General features: G+C 64.8%; 18 protein-coding genes and 2 tRNA genes. All 20 read right to left on the bottom strand.

Annotated features, from left to right (window positions below; all coding sequences use genetic code 11):
- On the bottom strand, window positions 1–534 hold a 534-nt coding region (locus ACREE8_RS21570), incomplete at its 3' end, for a biotin--[acetyl-CoA-carboxylase] ligase (protein ID WP_431575079.1).
- On the bottom strand, window positions 531–1979 hold the full coding sequence (nuoN, locus tag ACREE8_RS21575) for an NADH-quinone oxidoreductase subunit NuoN (protein ID WP_431575095.1): 1449 nt from the start codon (window positions 1977–1979) through the stop codon (window positions 531–533). The genes ACREE8_RS21570 and nuoN, both read right to left, overlap by 4 nt.
- Before the next feature lie 13 nt (window positions 1980–1992).
- Entirely contained in the window at window positions 1993–3549 is a 1557-nt protein-coding gene (locus ACREE8_RS21580; RefSeq protein WP_431575080.1) for an NADH-quinone oxidoreductase subunit M, read from the bottom strand.
- 3 nt (window positions 3550–3552) lie between these two features.
- Entirely contained in the window at window positions 3553–5499 is a 1947-nt protein-coding gene (nuoL, locus tag ACREE8_RS21585; RefSeq protein WP_431575081.1) for an NADH-quinone oxidoreductase subunit L, read from the bottom strand.
- 6 nt (window positions 5500–5505) lie between these two features.
- The gene (gene nuoK / locus ACREE8_RS21590; protein ID WP_431575082.1) at window positions 5506–5814 is read right to left on the bottom strand and encodes an NADH-quinone oxidoreductase subunit NuoK; all 309 of its coding nucleotides are present in this window, start codon (window positions 5812–5814) and stop codon (window positions 5506–5508) included.
- A 3-nt stretch (window positions 5815–5817) separates the two neighbouring features.
- A complete protein-coding gene (locus ACREE8_RS21595; RefSeq protein ID WP_431575083.1) occupies window positions 5818–6423 on the bottom strand; it encodes an NADH-quinone oxidoreductase subunit J in 606 nt (201 codons plus the stop codon).
- A gap of 163 nt (window positions 6424–6586) precedes the next feature.
- Window positions 6587–7075 (bottom strand): NADH-quinone oxidoreductase subunit NuoI, encoded by a 489-nt coding sequence (nuoI, locus tag ACREE8_RS21600; RefSeq protein ID WP_431575084.1) that lies wholly within the window; start codon window positions 7073–7075, stop codon window positions 6587–6589.
- A 67-nt stretch (window positions 7076–7142) separates the two neighbouring features.
- Entirely contained in the window at window positions 7143–8171 is a 1029-nt protein-coding gene (gene nuoH, locus ACREE8_RS21605; protein ID WP_431575085.1) for an NADH-quinone oxidoreductase subunit NuoH, read from the bottom strand.
- Window positions 8164–10227: an NADH-quinone oxidoreductase subunit NuoG gene (gene nuoG / locus ACREE8_RS21610; protein WP_431575086.1), complete on the bottom strand. Its 2064-nt coding sequence runs from the start codon at window positions 10225–10227 to the stop codon at window positions 8164–8166. Before nuoG ends, nuoH begins: the two co-directional genes overlap by 8 nt.
- Before the next feature lie 2 nt (window positions 10228–10229).
- Complete coding sequence (locus tag ACREE8_RS21615) at window positions 10230–10598, bottom strand: pentapeptide repeat-containing protein (protein WP_431575087.1); 369 nt, start codon at window positions 10596–10598, stop codon at window positions 10230–10232.
- A 5-nt stretch (window positions 10599–10603) separates the two neighbouring features.
- A complete protein-coding gene (gene nuoF, locus ACREE8_RS21620) occupies window positions 10604–11893 on the bottom strand; it encodes an NADH-quinone oxidoreductase subunit NuoF (protein ID WP_431575088.1) in 1290 nt (429 codons plus the stop codon).
- A 4-nt stretch (window positions 11894–11897) separates the two neighbouring features.
- Window positions 11898–12515: an NADH-quinone oxidoreductase subunit NuoE gene (gene nuoE, locus ACREE8_RS21625; RefSeq protein WP_431575089.1), complete on the bottom strand. Its 618-nt coding sequence runs from the start codon at window positions 12513–12515 to the stop codon at window positions 11898–11900.
- A complete protein-coding gene (locus ACREE8_RS21630; protein ID WP_431575090.1) occupies window positions 12512–13690 on the bottom strand; it encodes an NADH-quinone oxidoreductase subunit D in 1179 nt (392 codons plus the stop codon). Before ACREE8_RS21630 ends, nuoE begins: the two co-directional genes overlap by 4 nt.
- Window positions 13687–14316, bottom strand: coding sequence for an NADH-quinone oxidoreductase subunit C (locus ACREE8_RS21635; protein ID WP_431575091.1), 630 nt, complete (start codon window positions 14314–14316; stop codon window positions 13687–13689). Before ACREE8_RS21635 ends, ACREE8_RS21630 begins: the two co-directional genes overlap by 4 nt.
- A 48-nt stretch (window positions 14317–14364) precedes the next feature.
- The gene (locus ACREE8_RS21640; RefSeq protein ID WP_431575092.1) at window positions 14365–14889 is read right to left on the bottom strand and encodes a NuoB/complex I 20 kDa subunit family protein; all 525 of its coding nucleotides are present in this window, start codon (window positions 14887–14889) and stop codon (window positions 14365–14367) included.
- Window positions 14880–15245, bottom strand: coding sequence for an NADH-quinone oxidoreductase subunit A (locus ACREE8_RS21645; RefSeq protein WP_431575093.1), 366 nt, complete (start codon window positions 15243–15245; stop codon window positions 14880–14882). The genes ACREE8_RS21640 and ACREE8_RS21645 overlap by 10 nt, the downstream gene beginning before the upstream one ends.
- 287 nt (window positions 15246–15532) lie before the next feature.
- Window positions 15533–15609, bottom strand: a tRNA-Asp gene (locus tag ACREE8_RS21650).
- Between the two features lie 158 nt (window positions 15610–15767).
- A tRNA-Val gene (locus ACREE8_RS21655) sits at window positions 15768–15843 on the bottom strand.
- A 140-nt stretch (window positions 15844–15983) separates the two neighbouring features.
- On the bottom strand, window positions 15984–16256 hold the full coding sequence (locus ACREE8_RS21660) for an HU family DNA-binding protein (protein WP_151177403.1): 273 nt from the start codon (window positions 16254–16256) through the stop codon (window positions 15984–15986).
- A gap of 221 nt (window positions 16257–16477) precedes the next feature.
- The coding region (gene lon, locus ACREE8_RS21665; RefSeq protein ID WP_431575094.1) for an endopeptidase La at window positions 16478–17759 on the bottom strand (1282 nt) is incomplete at its 5' end.

Here is a 17759-nt window from a genome sequence, read left to right on the forward strand (position 1 = left end):
CTCGGCAAAACCCGCCAACAGCAAGGCCGGGTCGGCGGGGCCGCCGGCGGCGCTCAGGGAGGTGGCCCGGTAAGGGGTATCGGCGGGGAAGCTCGCCACATTGACCCCGATGCCGAGGATGACCCAGGCCAGCCGCCCATCCGGGCCGGGCTGGCCCTCCAGCAGGATCCCGGCCGTCTTGTGGCCCTCGATCAGCAGGTCGTTGGGCCATTTGAGCCGGACCCGCTCCTCGCCCCGGGGCAGCAGGGCCGCCAGGGCCCCGCCCATGGCGAGCGAGGCCACGAAGCCCAGCTTGGCGCCATCGGCCGGCGGCAGGCCCGGGCGCAGCAGCAGCGAGAGATAGAGATTGCCCGGCGGCGAGGCCCAGCCCCGCCCCCGCCGTCCCCGCCCCGCCGTCTGCTCGCCCGCCCAGACCAGGCTGCCCTCGGGCGCCCCGTCGGCGGCCAGGCGCCGGCATTCCTCCATCGTGCTGCCGATGGTCTCGTGGGCGTGAAGGCGGAAGAAATCGGGGAGTTCGGGACGGCCCAGCGTCATCCGTGGAACAGCGCGGCCGCGGCCGTATCCGCCCCGGCCAGCAGCGGCAAGGGCAGAATGAAGAACAGGAGGACCACCAGCGCCGACACGGCCAGGACGCCGGCAAGCTCCCATTCCATCGGCTTGTCGAAGGCTTCGCGCGGCTCGTCGAAATACATGATCTTGACGATACGCAGGTAATAGAAGGCGCCCACGACGCTCGCCAGCACGCCCAACACCGCCAGCGAATAGAGGCCGGAATTGATGGCGGCGCGGAATACGAACCATTTGCCGAAGAAGCCCGCGAGCGGCGGAATGCCGGCCAGCGAGAACATGAAGATCGCCAGCGCCGCCGCCATCATCGGGCGGGTGCGGCCCAGGCCCGCGAGGTCGACGATGCCTTCGACCATGCGGCCCTGCTGGCGCATCGAAAGGATGATCGCGAAGGTGCCGGCATTCATGACGACGTAGAGCGCCATATAGATCAGCATGCCGCTGAGCCCGTCCGGCGTGCCGGCGGCGAGCCCGACCAGCGCATAGCCCACATTGGCGATCGAGCTGTAGGCCATCAGCCGCTTGATGTTGCTCTGGTTGATCGCGGCGACCGCGCCCAGCGCCATGGAGGCGAAGGCGATGAAGCTCACGATCTGCTGCCAGTCCGAGACCAGCGAGCCGAACGGCCCGACCAGCACCCGGCCGAAGAGGCCGATCGCGGCCACCTTGGGCGCCATGGCGAAGAAAGCGGTCACCGGCGTCGGCGAGCCTTCATAGACGTCGGGCGTCCACATATGGAACGGCACCGCCGAGACCTTGAAGGCAAGGCCGGCGATCAGGAACACCAGCCCGACGACCAGACCCAGCGAGGGCTGCGCGCCATTGAGGCCGGCGAGGAGCGTGGCAAGGCCGTCGAACTTGGTCGTGCCCGCGAAGCCATAGATCAGCGAGCTGCCATAGAGCAGCATGCCGGAGCTGAGAGCGCCGAGGACGAAATATTTGAGGCCCGCCTCGGTCGAGCGGATGGTGTCGCGGCGGAAGGCCGCGACCACATAGAGCGCCAGGCTCTGCAGCTCGAGGCCGACATAGAGCGAGATGAGATCGTTGGCCGAGATCATCAGCATCATGCCGAGCGTGGCGAACAGCAGCAGCACCGGGAACTCGAAGCGCGCCATCTGCTCGCGCTCGATATAGCCCAGCGACATCACCATGGCCGCTGCCGCCGCCAACAGCACCAGCACCTTGACGAAGACAGCGTAGTTGTCGGTCACGAACAAGCCGCCAAAGGCGTGATCGGTGCCGGCCGGCGCGATCCAGACGAGGACGGCCGCCACCAGCAGGACAAGCACCACCAGCCAGGCGACGAGGCGCGTGGATTCGGCGCGACGATAGACGCCCAGCATCAGCAGCAGCAGGCCCGAGGCCGCCATGACGATTTCAGGCAGGATGAGGAGGAGCGATTGATTCATGATGCGCGCTTCCCCTTCAGTCCAACGCCATGGTCAGGGTCTTCCACGACCCCTGGATCATATCGGCCAGTCCTGGCGTCGGCGGGTTCGACAGCGAGGCCTGGTGCTGGGCGATCAGCTTCTCGACCGTGGGCGACATGAACTCCAGGAACGAGACCGGGTAGATGCCCATCCAGAGCACCAGGATCGCGAGCGGGCTGAAGACCGCGATCTCGCGCCAGCTCAGATCCATGATCGATTGCAGGTCCGGCTTCTCCAGCTTGCCGAAGACGATGCGCCGGTAGAGCCAGAGCATGTAGGCCGCACCCAGGATCATGCCGGTTGCGATCAGGAAGGCGACCCAGCTGTTGGATTCGAAGGCGCCGACCATGACCAGGAACTCGCCGATGAAGCCGCCCGTGCCCGGCAGGCCGACCGAGGCCAGCATGAAGAGCATGAAGGCCGCAGCGTAGAGTGGCATGCGATGGACCAGCCCGCCATAACGCGCGATCTCGCGGCTGTGCATGCGGTCATAGACCACGCCGACGCAGAGGAAGAGCGCGCCCGAGACCACGCCGTGGCTCAGCATCTGGAACAAGGCGCCTTCGATGCCCTGCTGCGTGATGGTGAAGATGCCGACGGTGACGAAGCCCATATGCGCGACCGAGGAGTAGGCGATGAGCTTCTTCATGTCCTCCTGGGCCAGCGCCACGAGCGAGGTGTAGATCACCGCGACGATCGAGAGCGTGTAGATCAGGGGCGTGAAGAGGGCCGTGCCGTCGGGCAGCATCGGCACCGAGAAGCGGATGAAACCGTAAGCGCCCATCTTCAGGAGGACGCCGGCCAGGATGACCGAGCCCGCCGTCGGCGCCTCGACATGGGCGTCCGGCAGCCAGGTATGGACCGGCCACATCGGCACCTTGACCGCGAAGGAGGCGAAGAAGGCGAGCCAGAGCCAGGTCTGGAGCCCCGGCGCGAACTGGTGCGCAAGCGCGGTCGGGATGTCGGTGCTGTGCAGCTCGAAATAGATGGCGAGGATCGCCAGCAGCATCAGCACCGAGCCCAGCAGCGTATAGAGGAAGAATTTGAAGGCCGCATAGACACGCCGCTTGCCGCCCCAGACGCCGATGATCAGGAACATCGGGATCAGCACGCCCTCGAAGAACATGTAGAACACGACGAAATCGAGGGCGCAGAACATGCCGACCATCATCGTCTCGAGCACCAGGAACGAGATCATGTATTCCTTGACGCGGACCTGGATGGCTTCCCAGCTCGCCAGGATGCAGATCGGCGTCAGCAGGGTCGATAGCAGCACGAACAGCACAGAGATGCCGTCCACGCCCATGTGATAGGCGATCCCGAATTGCGGGATCCAGTCGGCCTGCTCCACGAATTGGAAATCGGCGCTGCTACGGTCGAAGCCGAACCAGAGCTCCAGCGACAGGAGGAAGGTCACGACCGTGGTCAGGAGCGCCACATTGCGGGCGTTGCGCGCGACGACCTCGGGCTCGCCCCGCACCAGCAGGATGAAGAAGGCCCCTACCAGCGGCAGGAACGTGACGAGCGAGAGGATGGGAAGACCGCTGAACATGATCTAGCGCGCCTGCACGAAGAGATACCAGGTGATGAACAGGACCACGCCGATCAGCATGACGAACGCGTAGTGATAGACGTAACCGCTCTGGAGCCGCCCTGCCCGCCTCGCCAGGTCGCGGGTGACGGCCGAGATGCCGTCGGGCCCGAGCCCGTCGATCAGGGTGCCGTCGCCCTGCTTCCAGAGGCCGTAGCCCAGATAGTGCGCCGGGCGGACGAACAGGAAGTCGTAGAGCTCGTCGAAATACCACTTGTTGTAGAGGAAACGGTAAACCGCCCCGAAGTGGCGCACGACCATGGCCGGCAGCTCGGGCTTGAACACATAGAAGAGGTAAGCGAGCGCGATGCCGATGAGGCCCATCACCAGCGGCGCCAGCCCGACCCAGAGCGGCGATTCATGCGCCGCCTCGATGGTGTTGTGGCCTTCGAGCACCTTCAGCGAATTGCCCCAGAACTCGGCCATGTGGTGGCCGACGAAGAGGTCATAGAAGAGGATGCCGCCGAAGGTCGCCCCGATCGCCAGCACGACGAGCGGTGCCAGCATCACCCAAGGCGATTCATGGACATGCTCCATGGTGTGATGGTCGGCGCGGGGCTCGCCATGGAAGGTCATGAGCAGCAGGCGCCATGAATAGAAGGCCGTCAGCAGGGCCGCGGCAATGCCGAGCCAGAAGGCGTATTGCCCGATCGGGCTGTGCGCCGCCCAGGCGGATTCCAGGATCATGTCCTTGGAATAGAAGCCGGCAAAGCCGAACAGGCCCGGGATGCCGATGCCGGCCAGGGCCAGGCTGCCGATCCACATCAGGGCATAGGTGATCGGGATCAGCTTCCAGATCCCGCCCATCTTGCGCATGTCCTGCTCGTGATGCATGGCGTGGATCACGGAGCCCGAACCCAGGAACAGCAGCGCCTTGAAGAAGGCGTGGGTAAAGAGGTGGAACATCGCCGCGCCATAGGCCGAGACGCCGGCGGCGAAGAACATGTATCCGAGCTGGCTGCAGGTCGAATAGGCGATGACGCGCTTGATGTCGTTCTGGCAGAGCCCGATGGTCGCCGCGAAGATCGCGGTCGAGGCGCCGACGATGGCGACGACGGCAAGCGCGTTGGGCGCCAGCTCGAACATCGGCGAGAGCCGGCAGACCATGAAGACGCCGGCCGTCACCATGGTGGCGGCATGGATCAGGGCCGAGACCGGGGTCGGGCCTTCCATCGCGTCGGGCAGCCAGGTGTGGAGGCCGAGCTGGGCCGACTTGCCCATGGCGCCCACGAACAGCAGCAGGCAGAGGGTGGTCATGGTGTCCACCTTCATGCCGAGGAAGTCGATCGAGGTGCCGACCATCGACGGCGCGGCGCCGAAGACGGTGGCGAAATCGACCGACCGGAACACCAGGAACACGCCCATGATCCCGAGCGCGAAGCCGAAATCGCCGACGCGGTTGACGATGAAGGCCTTGATCGCCGCGGCATTGGCCGAGGGGCGGTCGTACCAGAAGCCGATCAGCAGGTAGGAGCAGAGGCCCACCCCTTCCCAGCCGAAGAACAGCTGCATGAAGTTGCTGGCCGTCACCAGCATCAGCATGAAGAAGGTGAAGAGGCTGAGATAGGCCATGAAGCGCGGGATCGACGTGTCCTCGGCCATGTAGCCGACCGAATAGACATGGACCATCGAGGAGACGCCAGTCACGACCACCAGCATCACGGCCGTCAGCGTGTCGACATGGATCGCCCAGGACAGGGTGAACTCGCCGGACTGGAACCAGGTGAAGAGCTCGGTGGTGCGCTCATGGCCGTTCAGCGCCACATCGACGAAGACGAATCCCGCCAGGACGGCCGAGATCAGCAGCGCGCCGCAGGTCACGAACTGCGAGGCGCGATCCCCGATCACCCGGCCGAAGCAGCCGGCGATGATCGCGGCCAGGAGCGGCAGGAAGACGATAGCGACATCCATGGCCGCTCAGCCCTTCATCATGTTGATATCTTCGACGGCGATCGATCCGCGGTTGCGGAAATAGACCACCAGGATCGCGAGGCCGATCGCTGCCTCGGCGGCGGCGACGGTCAGCACGAACATCGCGTACACCTGCCCGACGAGGTCATTCAGGAAGACCGAGAACGAAACCAGGTTGATGTTCACGGCCAGCAGCATCAGCTCGATCGACATCAGGATGACGATCACGTTCTTCCGGTTCAGAAAGATGCCGAAGATGCCGAGTGCGAACAGGATCGCGGCGACGGTGAGATAGTGGCTGAGGCCGATCTGCATGGCTTAGACGCCGCTCCCTGTCGGCACGTCCTTGACTTCAAGCGTCTCCGAGGCCCGGCGCGACACCTGGCGCGAGATCGACTGACGGCGCACGTCGCGCCGGCGCAAGGTCAGCACGATGGCGCCGACCATCGCGACCAGCAGAATCAGGCCCGCCGTCTGGAACAAGTAGAAGTAGTCGGTATAGAGCACCTGCCCCAACGCATGGGTGTTGGTCACGTTCGAGGGCGTGGGCGCGGCCGACGCCTGCGGCGCACCCGGCGCGATCACCCAGGCGCCCACCACGATCAGGAGCTCCGCCACCAGGATCAGGCCGATGAAGCCGCCGATCGGCAGATAGGTCGCGAAGCCGCTGCGCAGCTCGGCGAAATTGATGTCGAGCATCATGACGACGAACAGGAACAGCACGGCCACGGCGCCGACATAGACCACGATCAGGATCATGGCCAGGAACTCGGCGCCCATCAGGATGAAGAGGCCGGCCGAGTTGAAGAAGGCCAGGATCAGGAACAACACCGAATGGACCGGGTTGCGCGACGCGATCACCATCACGCCGGAAGCGAGCGTGATGGCCGCGAAGAGATAGAAGGCGAGCGATTGGACGATCATGGGCGGGTCCTGGTCGCGGGGGTCCGGTATCGGAGAGCGGCGCAGCCCTCTCCCTCACCCTCCCCCTTGCAGGGGGAGGAGATAAAACTGCTCTTCTTATCCCCTCCCCCCTCGAGGGGGAGGGCCAGGGAGGAGGAAAACTCGGTCTTGGACATTTTCCCTCTCACCGATAAGGCGCATCGGCGATGATGTTGGCGGCGAGCACCGGTTCCCAGCGGTCGCCGTTCTCGAGCAGCTTCTCCTTGTTGTAGAGCAGCTCCTCATGGGTCTCGGTGGCAAACTCGTAGTTCGGGCCCTCGACGATCGCATCGACCGGGCAGGCCTCCTGGCAGAGGCCGCAATAGATGCATTTGGTCATGTCGATGTCGTAGCGCGTGGTGCGCCGGCTGCCGTCGTCGCGGGGCTCGCCTTCGATGGTGATGGCCTGAGCCGGGCAGATCGCCTCGCAGAGCTTGCAGGCGATGCAGCGCTCTTCGCCGTTGGGATAACGGCGCAGCGCATGCTCGCCGCGGAAGCGCGGGCTGATCGGACCCTTCTCATAGGGGTAATTGATCGTCACCCGCTGGCGGAACATATAGCGGAAGGTCAGTCCAAGGCCCGAGAGCAGCTCGGACAGCAGCAGGGACTTGGCGCTGCGTTGCAGGACAGACATGAGACAAACCTCTCTCTAACTCTCGAAAGACCGGGACCGGAGGGCGGAACGCCCTGGGCCCGGCCCCTCACCCGTGATGGGGCAGCCAGCCGAACGTCACCAGGACGCCGGCCGTCAGCACCACCCAGAACAGCGTGAACGGCAGAAACACCTTCCAGCCCAGCCGCATGAGCTGGTCGTAGCGGTAGCGTGGGAAGGTGGCGCGGACCCAGAGGAAGCCGAACAGGACCAGCGCGATCTTGAGGAAGAACCAGATCCAACCCGGGATCCAGGTGAAGGGCGCGATGCCAACCGGCGGCAGCCAGCCGCCCAGGAAGAGCACCGTGGTCGAGGCGCTCATCAGGATCATGTTGGCGTATTCGCCGAGGAAGAACAGCGCGAAGGTCATCGCCGAATATTCGGAGAAGTAGCCCGCCACCAGCTCCGATTCCGATTCCGGCAGGTCGAAGGGCGCGCGGTTGGTCTCCGCCAGCGCCGAGATGAAGAAGATCACGAACATCGGGAATAGCGGGATGCAGAACCACACCGTTCGCTGCGCCTCGACGATGGCCGAGAGATTGAGCGAGCCGACGCAGAGCAGCACGGTCACGATCACGAAGCCGATCGAGACCTCGTAGGACACCATCTGCGCCGCCGATCGCAGCGCACCCAGGAACGGATATTTCGAGTTGCTGGCCCAGCCCGCCATGACGATGCCATAGACGCCGAGCGAGGAGATCGCGAAGAGATAGAGGATGCCGACATTGATGTCGGCGAGCACGAGGCCCTTCTGGAACGGGATCACCGCCCAGGCCACCAGTGCCAGAATGAAGGTCAGCATCGGCGCCGCGATGAACACCACGCGGTTGGCGCCGGTCGGGATGATGGTTTCCTTGAACAGAAGCTTCAGGCCGTCGGCGATCGGCTGGCCCAGGCCGAACGGTCCGACCACATTGGGGCCGCGGCGCAGCTGCATCGCCGCCATCACCTTGCGCTCGGCATAGGTCAGATAGGCGACCGCCAGCAGCAGGGGCAGCACGATGCAGAGGATCATCAGCACCAGGAACAGGGTGGTGCCGAGATAAAGGCCGAAGATGTTGGTGAAGAACTCAGCCATGGGTGCCCGTCTTGCCTTCCGACCCGTTCAGGAAGGCCGAGCTGCAGGCGGCCATGGTGGCCGAGGAGCGGCTGATCGGGTCGGTCATGTAGAAATTGTCGATGGGCAGGCGGAACGGCGCGTTCTCGACGCTGCCGGCCTTGCCGAAATGGCCCCAAGCCGCGACCGGCTTCTCGTCGAGCGCCGCGAGGTCGGGGAACTGCTTGAAGAGCTGCTGGCGCAGCTGGTCCAGGCTGTCGAAGGGCAGCTTGCGGCCGAGCCGGTCCGAAAGCGCGCGCAGAATGGTCCAGTCCTCGCGCGCATCGCCCGGCGCGAAGGTGGCGAGACGCGCCTGCTGCACCCGGCCCTCGGTGTTGACGTAGGTCCCGTTCTTCTCCGGATACGCCGCCCCTGGCAGGATGACGTCGGCGCGGTGAGCGCCGGCATCGCCGTGATGGCCCTGATAGATCACGAAGGTCTTGCCGAGGCGGTTCATGTCGATCTCGTCGGCCCCCAGGAGATAGACCACATCGATGGCGCCACTCTCGGCCCCCTGGAGGATGCCCTTCACGTCGCGGCCACCCGCGCCCGGTACGAAGCCGATATCGAGCCCGCCCACCCGCGCGGCGGCGGTGTGGAGCATGTTGAAGCCGTTCCAGTCCTCGCGGACCATGTTGGAGCTCTCGGCCAGCTGGCGGGCGAGCGCCAGGATGGCAGGGCCGTCGGCGCGCGTGAGCGCCCCCTGCCCCAGGATCAGCATCGGCTTCTTGGCGGCCTTGAGCCGCTCGGCGAAGGGGTGACGCCCCTCGACGATGGCGGCCAGCGTGTCCGCGCCGGCGCCCAGCGTGTCGACCGGATAGGTCAGGTTGGTCGCGGGGCCGATCGAGGCGATCTTGAAATTGCCCATGACATGGCGCTTGCGCAGCCGGGCATTGATCAGCGGCGCTTCCCAGCGCGGGTTGGTGCCGATCAGCAGGCAGAGATCCGACTGCTCGATCCCGGCGATGCCGGTGTTGAAGAGATAGCCGGCGCGGGTCGAGGGATCGATCGCGGCGCCGTCCTGCCGGCAATCGATGTTGGCCGAACCCAGCGCGCCCACCAGGCCTTTGAGCGCATACATGGATTCGAGATCGGAGAGATCGCCGGCGATGGCCGCGATGCGCTGACCCGGCACGCCGTCGAGCCGCTTGGCGATGGCGTCGAAGGCTTCGGCCCAGCTCGCCGGCACCAGCTTGGTGCCCTGTCGCACATAAGGCTGATCCAGCCGCTGCCGCTTCAGCCCGTCGCAGGCGAAGCGGGTCTTGTCGGAGATCCATTCCTCGTTGACCGCCTCGTTGAGGCGTGGCAGCACGCGCATGACCTCGCGGTCGCGGCTGTCGATCCGGATGGCGCTGCCGACCGCGTCGAGCACGTCGATGGATTCGGTCTTCACCAGCTCCCAGGGCCGCGCGCTGAAGGCATAGGGCTTCGAGAGCAGCGCCCCCACCGGGCAGATGTCGATCAGGTTGCCGGAGAGCTCGGAATTGATGGCCTCGCCGACATAGGTGATGACTTCCATATGCTCGCCGCGACCCGAGGCGCCCATCATCTCGACGCCGGCGATCTCGGTCGAGAAGCGGATGCAGCGTGTGCATTGGATGCAGCGCGTCATCGCGGTCTTGATCAGCGGCCCGAAATCCTTGTCGGCTACACCGCGCTTGGGTTCCTTGTAGCGGCTGCGGTCATAGCCGAAGGCCATGGCCTGGTCCTGCAGGTCGCATTCGCCGCCCTGGTCGCAGATCGGGCAATCGAGCGGATGGTTGATCAGCAGGAATTCCATGACGCCGTTGCGCGCCTTGTGCACCAGCGGCGTGTCGGTCTTGATGACCATGCCTTCGGCCACCGGCATCGCGCAGGAGGCGATCGGCTTGGGCGACTTCTCCATCTCGACCAGGCACATGCGGCAATTGCCGGCGACCGACAGGCGCTCATGATAGCAGAAGCGCGGGATCTCGGCCCCGGCCAGCTCGCAGGCCTGGAGCACGGTCAGGCCCGCCGGGACCTCGATCTGTTGGCCGTCGATGGTCAGTTTCGGCATGGCTATTTCTGTCCCTTGGCGGACGCGCGGTAGGCGGCCAGCATGGCCTCGACCGACACGCCATCGATATGCATCCCGCCGATCTTGCAATTGCGGATGTCGACCGAGGTCAGATTGGCGTTCTCGATGACGACATTCGTCATGTTGACCTTGTCGAAGCTCGCGCCGATCAGGTTCATGTCGTGAAAGCGCCCGCCTTGCATGGCGGAATCATCGATGGTCGCGCCGGCGAGGTTGGTCTGGCTGAAATTGACCCGCGACAGATTCACGTCGTGAAAGCTGGAGCCGGCGATATTCGCGTCGCGGAAGCTCGATCCGGAGATGTCCGCACTGACGACATCCATGACTTCACGCTGGCGCTCGATCTTCATCGCGATCACTCCGCCGCCTTCGCGGTGCGGCCGCGATAATCATTGATGCGCTGTTCCATGAGCGGGCGGAAATGGCGGATCAGCCCCTGGATCGGCCAGGCCGCGGCATCGCCCAGCGCACAGATGGTGTGGCCCTCGATCTGCTTGGTCACATCCTCGAGCATGCCGATCTCCTCGAGCGTCGCATCGCCCTTCACCATGCGGCCCATGATGCGCCACATCCAGCCGGTGCCTTCGCGGCAGGGGGTGCATTGGCCGCAGCTCTCATGCATGTAGAAATGCGAGAGCCGCTCGATGGCGGCGATGAGATCGGTCGACTTGTCCATGACGATCACGGCCGCGGTGCCGAGGCCCGACCTGACTTCGCGCAGGCTGTCGAAATCCATCAGTACCGTGTCGCAGATCGAGCGCGGCAGCAGCGGCACCGAAGCGCCGCCCGGAATGACGGCCAGCAGATTGTCCCAGCCGCCGCGCACGCCGCCGGCATGCTTCTCGATGAGCTCCTTGAGCGGGATGCCCATCTCCTCTTCGACGTTGCACTGCTTGTTCACATGGCCGGAGATGCAGAAGATCTTGGTGCCGGTGTTCTTCGGCCGGCCGATCTTGAGCCACCAATCGGCGCCGCGCCGCAGGATGGTCGGCGCCACCGCGATGGTCTCGACATTGTTGACCGTGGTCGGGCAGCCATAGAGGCCGACCGCCGCCGGGAAAGGCGGCTTCAGGCGCGGCTGGCCCTTCTTGCCCTCGAGGCTCTCGAGCTGCGCGGTCTCTTCGCCGCAGATATAGGCGCCGGCGCCGCGATGCAGATAAATGTCGTGATTATAACCCGTGCCGCAGGCGTTCTTGCCGATCAGGCCCGCCGCATAGGCTTCGTCGATCGCGGCCTGGAGGTTGAGGCCCTCGAGATAGAACTCGCCGCGGATATAGATATAGGTCGCGACGGTGCCCATGGCGAAGCCCGCGACCAGGCAGCCTTCGAGCAGCATATGCGGGTCGTAGCGCAGGATCTCGCGGTCCTTGCAGGTGCCGGGCTCGGACTCGTCGGCATTGACGACGAGATAGGATGGACGCCCATCCGACTGCTTGGGCATGAAGGACCATTTGAGGCCGGTCGGGAAACCGGCGCCGCCGCGGCCGCGCAGGTCGGACTTCTTGATCTCGTCGATGATGCCGTCGCGGCCGCGCTCGATCAGCGCCTTGGTGTTGTCCCAGAGGCCGCGGCGGCGCGCGCCCGCGAGGCGCCAATCGTCGGTGCCGTAGAGATTGCGGAAGATGCGGTCTTCATCGCGCAGCATCGCCCTACTCCCCCGCCTTCGTCGCATTCAACAGGGTCGTCGGCCCGCCATCGGGCGCCGATCCCTGCCGGCCGGTCTGCGAGCCGACCTTGGGCGTCTCGCCCCGGGCCAGCTTGTCGAGCAGCGCCTCCATCGACTTGGCGTCGAGGTCCTCGTAGAAATCGTCGTTGATCTGGATCATCGGCGCGTTCACGCAGGCGCCGAGGCATTCGACCTCGACCAGCGAGAACTTGCCGTCGGGCGTCACTTCCTTGAGGCCGATGCCGAGCTTCGTCTCGCACACCTCGCGCAAGGCATCCGAGCCGCGCAGCCAGCAGGGCGTGGTGCGGCAAAGCTGGATGTGGTGCTTCCCGACCGGCTTGAGGTTGTACATCGTGTAGAAGGTCGCGACCTCATAGACGCGGATCGGCGCCATGCCGAGGGTCGCCGCCACATGCTCCATCGCCGCGCGCGGCAGCCAGCCGCCGCTCTGGCGCTGGGCCAGCCAGAGCAGGCCCATGACCGCGCTCTGCTGCCGCCCCTTGGGGTAGCGCGCGATCAGCTTCTCGGCCTCGGCCTTGTTCTCGGGCGTGAAGGCGAAGCTCTGCGGCTCCGCATGCCCTGGTGATTGAGACGCACTCATCGATCGATCTCGCCGAACACGATATCCATGGAACCCAGGATCGCCACCGAATCCGCCAGCATGTAGCCGCGGCTGCAATAGTCGATCGCCGCCAGATGGGTGAAGCCGGGCGCGCGGATCTTGCAGCGATAGGGCTTGTTGCTGCCGTCGGAGACCAGATAGACGCCGAACTCGCCCTTGGGCGCTTCGACGGCGGTGTAGGTCTCGCCGGGCGGCACGTGGAAGCCCTCGGTATAGAGCTTGAAATGATGGATCAGCGCCTCCATCGAGCGCTTCATGTCGGCGCGCTTGGGCGGCGTGATCTTGCGGTCGTCGCTGGTGCAGGGGCCGCCCGGCATCTCCTCGCAGCACTGCTTCACGATCCGCAGGGACTGGCGCATCTCTTCCATGCGGATGAGGTAGCGATCGTAGCAGTCGCCGGTCTTGCCGATCGGCACGTCGAACTTCATCCGGTCATAGACCATGTAGGGCTGCGACTTGCGCAGGTCCCAGGGCACGCCCGAGCCGCGCAGCATCGGGCCGGTGAAGCCCCAGTCGAGCGCCTCGGCCGCGCTGACGATGCCGATATCGACCAGCCGCTGCTTGAAGATGCGGTTCTCGGTCAGCAGGCTCTCGATGTCGGCGAGGACCTTCGGGAAGCCCTCGGCCCATTTCATGATGTCGTCGAGCAGGCCAGCCGGCAGGTCCTCATGCACCCCGCCCGGCCGGTAATAGGCCGCGTGGAGCCGCGCGCCGGAAACGCGCTCATAGAACTCCATCAGCAGCTCGCGCTGCTCGAAGCACCAGAGGAAGGGCGTCACCGCGCCGACATCCATGGCATAGGCCGGGACGTTCAGCAGATGGTTGAGGATGCGCGTGATCTCGTCGAACAGGACGCGGATGTATTGGCCGCGCAGCGGCACCTCGAGATTGAGCAGCTTCTCGACCGCGAGCACGAAGGCATGCTCCTGGCACATCGGCGAGACGTAATCGAGGCGATCGAAATAGGGGATCGCCTGGATGTAGGTCTTGTACTCGATCAGCTTCTCGGTGCCGCGATGGAGCAGGCCGATATGCGGATCGAGCCGCTCGATCACCTCGCCGTCCATCTCCATGACCAGGCGCAACACGCCATGGGCCGCGGGATGCTGCGGCCCGAAATTCATGGTCAGCGGCTTGATCTGGTTTTCGCTCATGACGGCTTGCTCGCCTTCTCGTCGCCCGGCAGGCGCGTCAGGATGCCCTCCCAGGGACTCTCGAAGTCGAAAACACGGAAGTCCTGCACCAGCTTGACCTTGTCATAGACGACCCGCTTCTGCTCCTCGTCGTAGCGGACCTCGACATAGCCGGTCAGGGGGAAGTCCTTGCGGAACGGATGCCCCTCGAAGCCGTAGTCCGTGAGGAGGCGGCGCAGGTCGGGATGGTCGGAGAAGAAGATCCCGTAGAGATCCCAGGCCTCGCGCTCGAACCAATTGGCCGAGTTGAACAGGCTCACGACCGAGGGCACCGGCTCGTCGGCCGTGGTGCTCAGCTTCACGCGGATCCGGTTGTTGTGCTTGAGGCTCAGCAGGTTATAGACGACCTCGAAGCGCTCCTCGCGCTCCGGATAGTCCACGCCGCAGATGTCGATGAGCTGCTTGAAGAGGCAGTGGCTGTCGTCGCGCAGATAGGCCAGCAGCTTCACGATCGAGGGTCGCGCCACCCAGACGATGAGTTCGCGGTTCTTGATCTCCCAGCGCGTGACCTCGGCCGGCAGCGCGGCGGCGACATACTCGCCAAGGTCTTTCAGCGTGCCGGTCGCGATCTGAGGGGATTGCGTCATCGCCGGTTTGATCTCGGGTGTTGATGAACTCGTGGGCGGAAACGCGCGTCAGCGCGCGATGGTGGTGGTGCGCTTGATCTTCTTCTGCAGCTGCAGAATGCCATAGACCAGCGCCTCGGCGGTCGGGGGGCAGCCCGGCACATAGATATCGACCGGGACGATACGGTCGCAGCCGCGCACCACCGCGTAGGAATAGTGGTAATAGCCGCCGCCATTGGCACAGGAGCCCATGGAGATGACCCAGCGCGGCTCGGGCATCTGGTCATAGACCTTGCGCAAGGCGGGAGCCATCTTGTTGGTGAGCGTGCCGGCGACGATCATCACGTCCGACTGGCGCGGGCTGCCGCGCGGCACGATGCCGAAACGGTCGAGATCGTAGCGCGCCATATAGGCATGCATCATCTCGACGGCGCAGCAGGCGAGCCCGAAGGTCATCGGCCAGAGCGAGCCGGTGCGCGCCCAGTTAACGAGCTTGTCCACATGGGTGACGATGAAGCCCTTGTCCGACAGTTCCTGGCCAAGGGCGGCCACGACCTGGTCCCGGGAGGGGTTGGTCGGTTGGATCAGTCCCATTCCAGGGCTCCCTTCTTCCATTCGTAAGCGAAGCCCACGGTGAGCACGCCCAGGAACACCACCATCGACCAGAAGCCGAAGACGCCGATGTCGCCCAGGGACACGGCCCAGGGAAACAGGAAGGCGACCTCGAGGTCGAAGATGATGAAAAGCAGCGACACCAGGTAGAAGCGGACATCGAAGCGCCGGCGGGCGTCGTCGAAGGCATCGAAGCCGCATTCGTAGGGTGACAGCTTCTCGGCGTCGGGGTTCTGGCGGGCGACGATCAAGGAGCCGCCGACGGCCGCAGCCGCGACCAGGAAGGCGATGCCGAGGAAAATGAGGATCGGCAGATATTCCGCTAACAGCGAGGACATGGGGCCTGAGGTCGCTCCGACTTCGCAGGACGGGAGTCGAGCCACTTCGGCGCTCGCGCGAGATCGGCGCGGCGGCGTCAGCTGCTCTCCCCCCAAAGGCGCCGCCAATATAAGGCGATGGACCTGGAGCGGAAAGGACAATTCGCCGATGGCGACAGGCTTTAGGCCGGTTCTGCGCAGGTCCTTTGCCCGTGTCAAACGGTCACAATGGAGGACGCATCCGCGCGACGGCGCGGAGACGATTCGCTGACCGATTCGCGACGGTCGAGAGGGTCGGAAGGAAGGAATGGCGGGAGCGACGGGACTTGAACCCGCGGCCTCCGGCGTGACAGGCCGGCGCTCTAACCAACTGAGCTACGCCCCCGCAAAAGGGCACCCGTTTCAGGGCCGCTTCATGTATAGCCGCGACCCTCCCCTGTCAAGGAAAAGGGCCACCGCTTTCCCGAGCCTAACCTGGGCCCGATTTATGTGGTCTTAAAGCCGCTTGGCAGGCATCGCCGGAGACGGACGGTGAACCGGGCTTGGTGGGCGATGACGGGCTCGAACCGCCGACCCTCTCGGTGTAAACGAGATGCTCTACCAACTGAGCTAATCGCCCCTGCCCTGCCTCTTCAGCGCCGGGAAACGCAGGACCGGATATCGGCCGCGAGGCACTCTATCGGAATTGCCCCGGAAACGCGACCGGCCGCCGCGCCAGGGCGCAGGCGGCCGGTGCGAAACCGGAATGGAACGCAAGCGTCAGTTGACGGCGTCCTTGAGCGCCTTGCCAGCCTTGAACTTCGGCTGTTTCGACGCCGGGATGTTGATCTTCTCGCCCGTGCGCGGGTTGCGTCCTTCGGACGCGGCGCGCTTCGTGACGACGAACGTACCGAAGCCGACGAGGCGAACTTCGGTTCCCTTCTTCAGCGACTTGGTGATGGCGTCGAAGACGGCATCGACCGCGCGCGCCGCATCACCTTTGGACAAACCGGTCTCGGTCGAGACGTCGGCAATGAGGTCGTTCTTGTTCACCGTGAGTACCCCCTATTTCGGATTGGGAATGAGTGGGCGCCGTTGGGCGCGGATGAGGAAATCGGCGGATTGGTGCGCGACGACCGTCGAGTCTAGGCCGTGCTTTACAAACCCGTCAATTGGAGAACCGTGGATATCCCCAGGAATTGGGCCCGTTAAAGGCAACGGGCGCGCGTTCCTATCATGGCTCGCGCGCCCGTGCCAACTCTCGATTTGAAGCGTCAGTGCGTAACGATACCGCCTCGGCTGTCGTCGGCGTCGTCGGTCGGAAGCTTGCGCACGTCTTCAGGCTCGGTCCACTCGATGGGGATCGGCTCCCGGGTCAACGCGTTGCGCAGAACTTCATCCGCATTCGAAACCGGGATGATCTTAAGCTCGCGTTTAACGTTGTCCGGTATGTCGGCCAAGTCCTTCTCGTTTTCCGACGGGATCAGCACGATCTTCGTGCCGGCCCGCAGCGCCGCCAGCAGTTTCTCTTTGAGACCGCCGATCGGCAACACGCGGCCGCGGAGCGTGATCTCGCCCGTCATGGCGACATCGCGCCGCACCGGGATACCTGTCAGAACGGACACAATCGACGTGAACATCGCGACGCCTGCCGACGGACCGTCCTTGGGCGTGGCCCCTTCGGGCACATGCACATGGATATCCCGCCGCTCGAACAGCGTCGGCTTGATGCCGAACGCGGTCGCCCGCGACTTCACGTAGCTCTCGGCCGCCTGAACGGACTCCCGCATGACGTCGCCGAGCTTGCCGGTGGTGATGACCCGGCCCTTACCCGGCAGGGTCACTGCCTCGATCTGCAGGATCTCGCCACCGACCTCGGTCCAGGCCAGACCGGTGGTGATGCCCACCAGATCCTCGGTCTCGACCTCGCCATAGCGGAAGCGACGAACGCCCGAATACTTCGCCAGGTTGCGGCGGGTGACCGTCACCTTCTTGAGATCCTTCATCAGGATCTCCTTGACCGCTTTGCGCGCCAGGTTGGCGAGCTCGCGTTCCAGGTTACGGACGCCGGCTTCCCGCGTGTAGTAGCGGATCAGGTCCTTCATCGCATCGTCGGAGATGGCCCACTCGTTCTTCTTCAGGCCATGTTCCTTGATCTGCTTCGGCAGCAGATGGCGCTTGGCGATCTCGACCTTCTCGTCCTCGGTGTAACCGGGGATGCGGATGACCTCCATACGATCGAGCAGCGGCTGCGGCATGCGCAGCGTGTTCGCCGTCGTCACGAACATGACGTCGGAGAGGTCGTAATCCACCTCGAGATAGTGGTCGTTGAAGGTCGAATTCTGCTCGGGATCGAGGACCTCGAGCAAGGCCGCGGAGGGATCGCCGCGCCAGTCGGCGCCCAGCTTGTCCACCTCGTCGAGGAGAAACAGCGGGTTGGACGCCTTCGCCTTCTTCATGCCCTGGATCACCTTGCCGGGCATCGACCCGATATAGGTGCGCCGGTGGCCACGGATCTCGGCCTCGTCGCGCACGCCGCCCAGCGACATGCGCACG

Source organism: Hypericibacter sp. (assembly GCF_050729195.1).
GTDB lineage: Bacteria > Pseudomonadota > Alphaproteobacteria > Dongiales > Dongiaceae > Hypericibacter.

Bases quoted from the DNA above. Each gene is read 5' to 3' on its own strand.
- ACREE8_RS21580 (WP_431575080.1), bottom strand. From the start codon at position 3,549: ATGTTCAGCGGTCTTCCCATCCTCTCGCTCGTCACGTTCCTGCCGCTG.
- nuoL (WP_431575081.1), bottom strand. From the start codon at position 5,499: ATGGATGTCGCTATCGTCTTCCTGCCGCTCCTGGCCGCGATCATCGCC.
- nuoK (WP_431575082.1), bottom strand. From the start codon at position 5,814: ATGCAGATCGGCCTCAGCCACTATCTCACCGTCGCCGCGATCCTGTTC.
- ACREE8_RS21595 (WP_431575083.1), bottom strand. From the start codon at position 6,423: ATGATCGTCCAATCGCTCGCCTTCTATCTCTTCGCGGCCATCACGCTC.
- nuoI (WP_431575084.1), bottom strand. From the start codon at position 7,075: ATGTCTGTCCTGCAACGCAGCGCCAAGTCCCTGCTGCTGTCCGAGCTG.
- nuoH (WP_431575085.1), bottom strand. From the start codon at position 8,171: ATGGCTGAGTTCTTCACCAACATCTTCGGCCTTTATCTCGGCACCACC.
- nuoG (WP_431575086.1), bottom strand. From the start codon at position 10,227: ATGCCGAAACTGACCATCGACGGCCAACAGATCGAGGTCCCGGCGGGC.
- ACREE8_RS21615 (WP_431575087.1), bottom strand. From the start codon at position 10,598: ATGAAGATCGAGCGCCAGCGTGAAGTCATGGATGTCGTCAGTGCGGAC.
- nuoF (WP_431575088.1), bottom strand. From the start codon at position 11,893: ATGCTGCGCGATGAAGACCGCATCTTCCGCAATCTCTACGGCACCGAC.
- nuoE (WP_431575089.1), bottom strand. From the start codon at position 12,515: ATGAGTGCGTCTCAATCACCAGGGCATGCGGAGCCGCAGAGCTTCGCC.
- ACREE8_RS21630 (WP_431575090.1), bottom strand. From the start codon at position 13,690: ATGAGCGAAAACCAGATCAAGCCGCTGACCATGAATTTCGGGCCGCAG.
- ACREE8_RS21635 (WP_431575091.1), bottom strand. From the start codon at position 14,316: ATGACGCAATCCCCTCAGATCGCGACCGGCACGCTGAAAGACCTTGGC.
- ACREE8_RS21640 (WP_431575092.1), bottom strand. From the start codon at position 14,889: ATGGGACTGATCCAACCGACCAACCCCTCCCGGGACCAGGTCGTGGCC.
- ACREE8_RS21645 (WP_431575093.1), bottom strand. From the start codon at position 15,245: ATGTCCTCGCTGTTAGCGGAATATCTGCCGATCCTCATTTTCCTCGGC.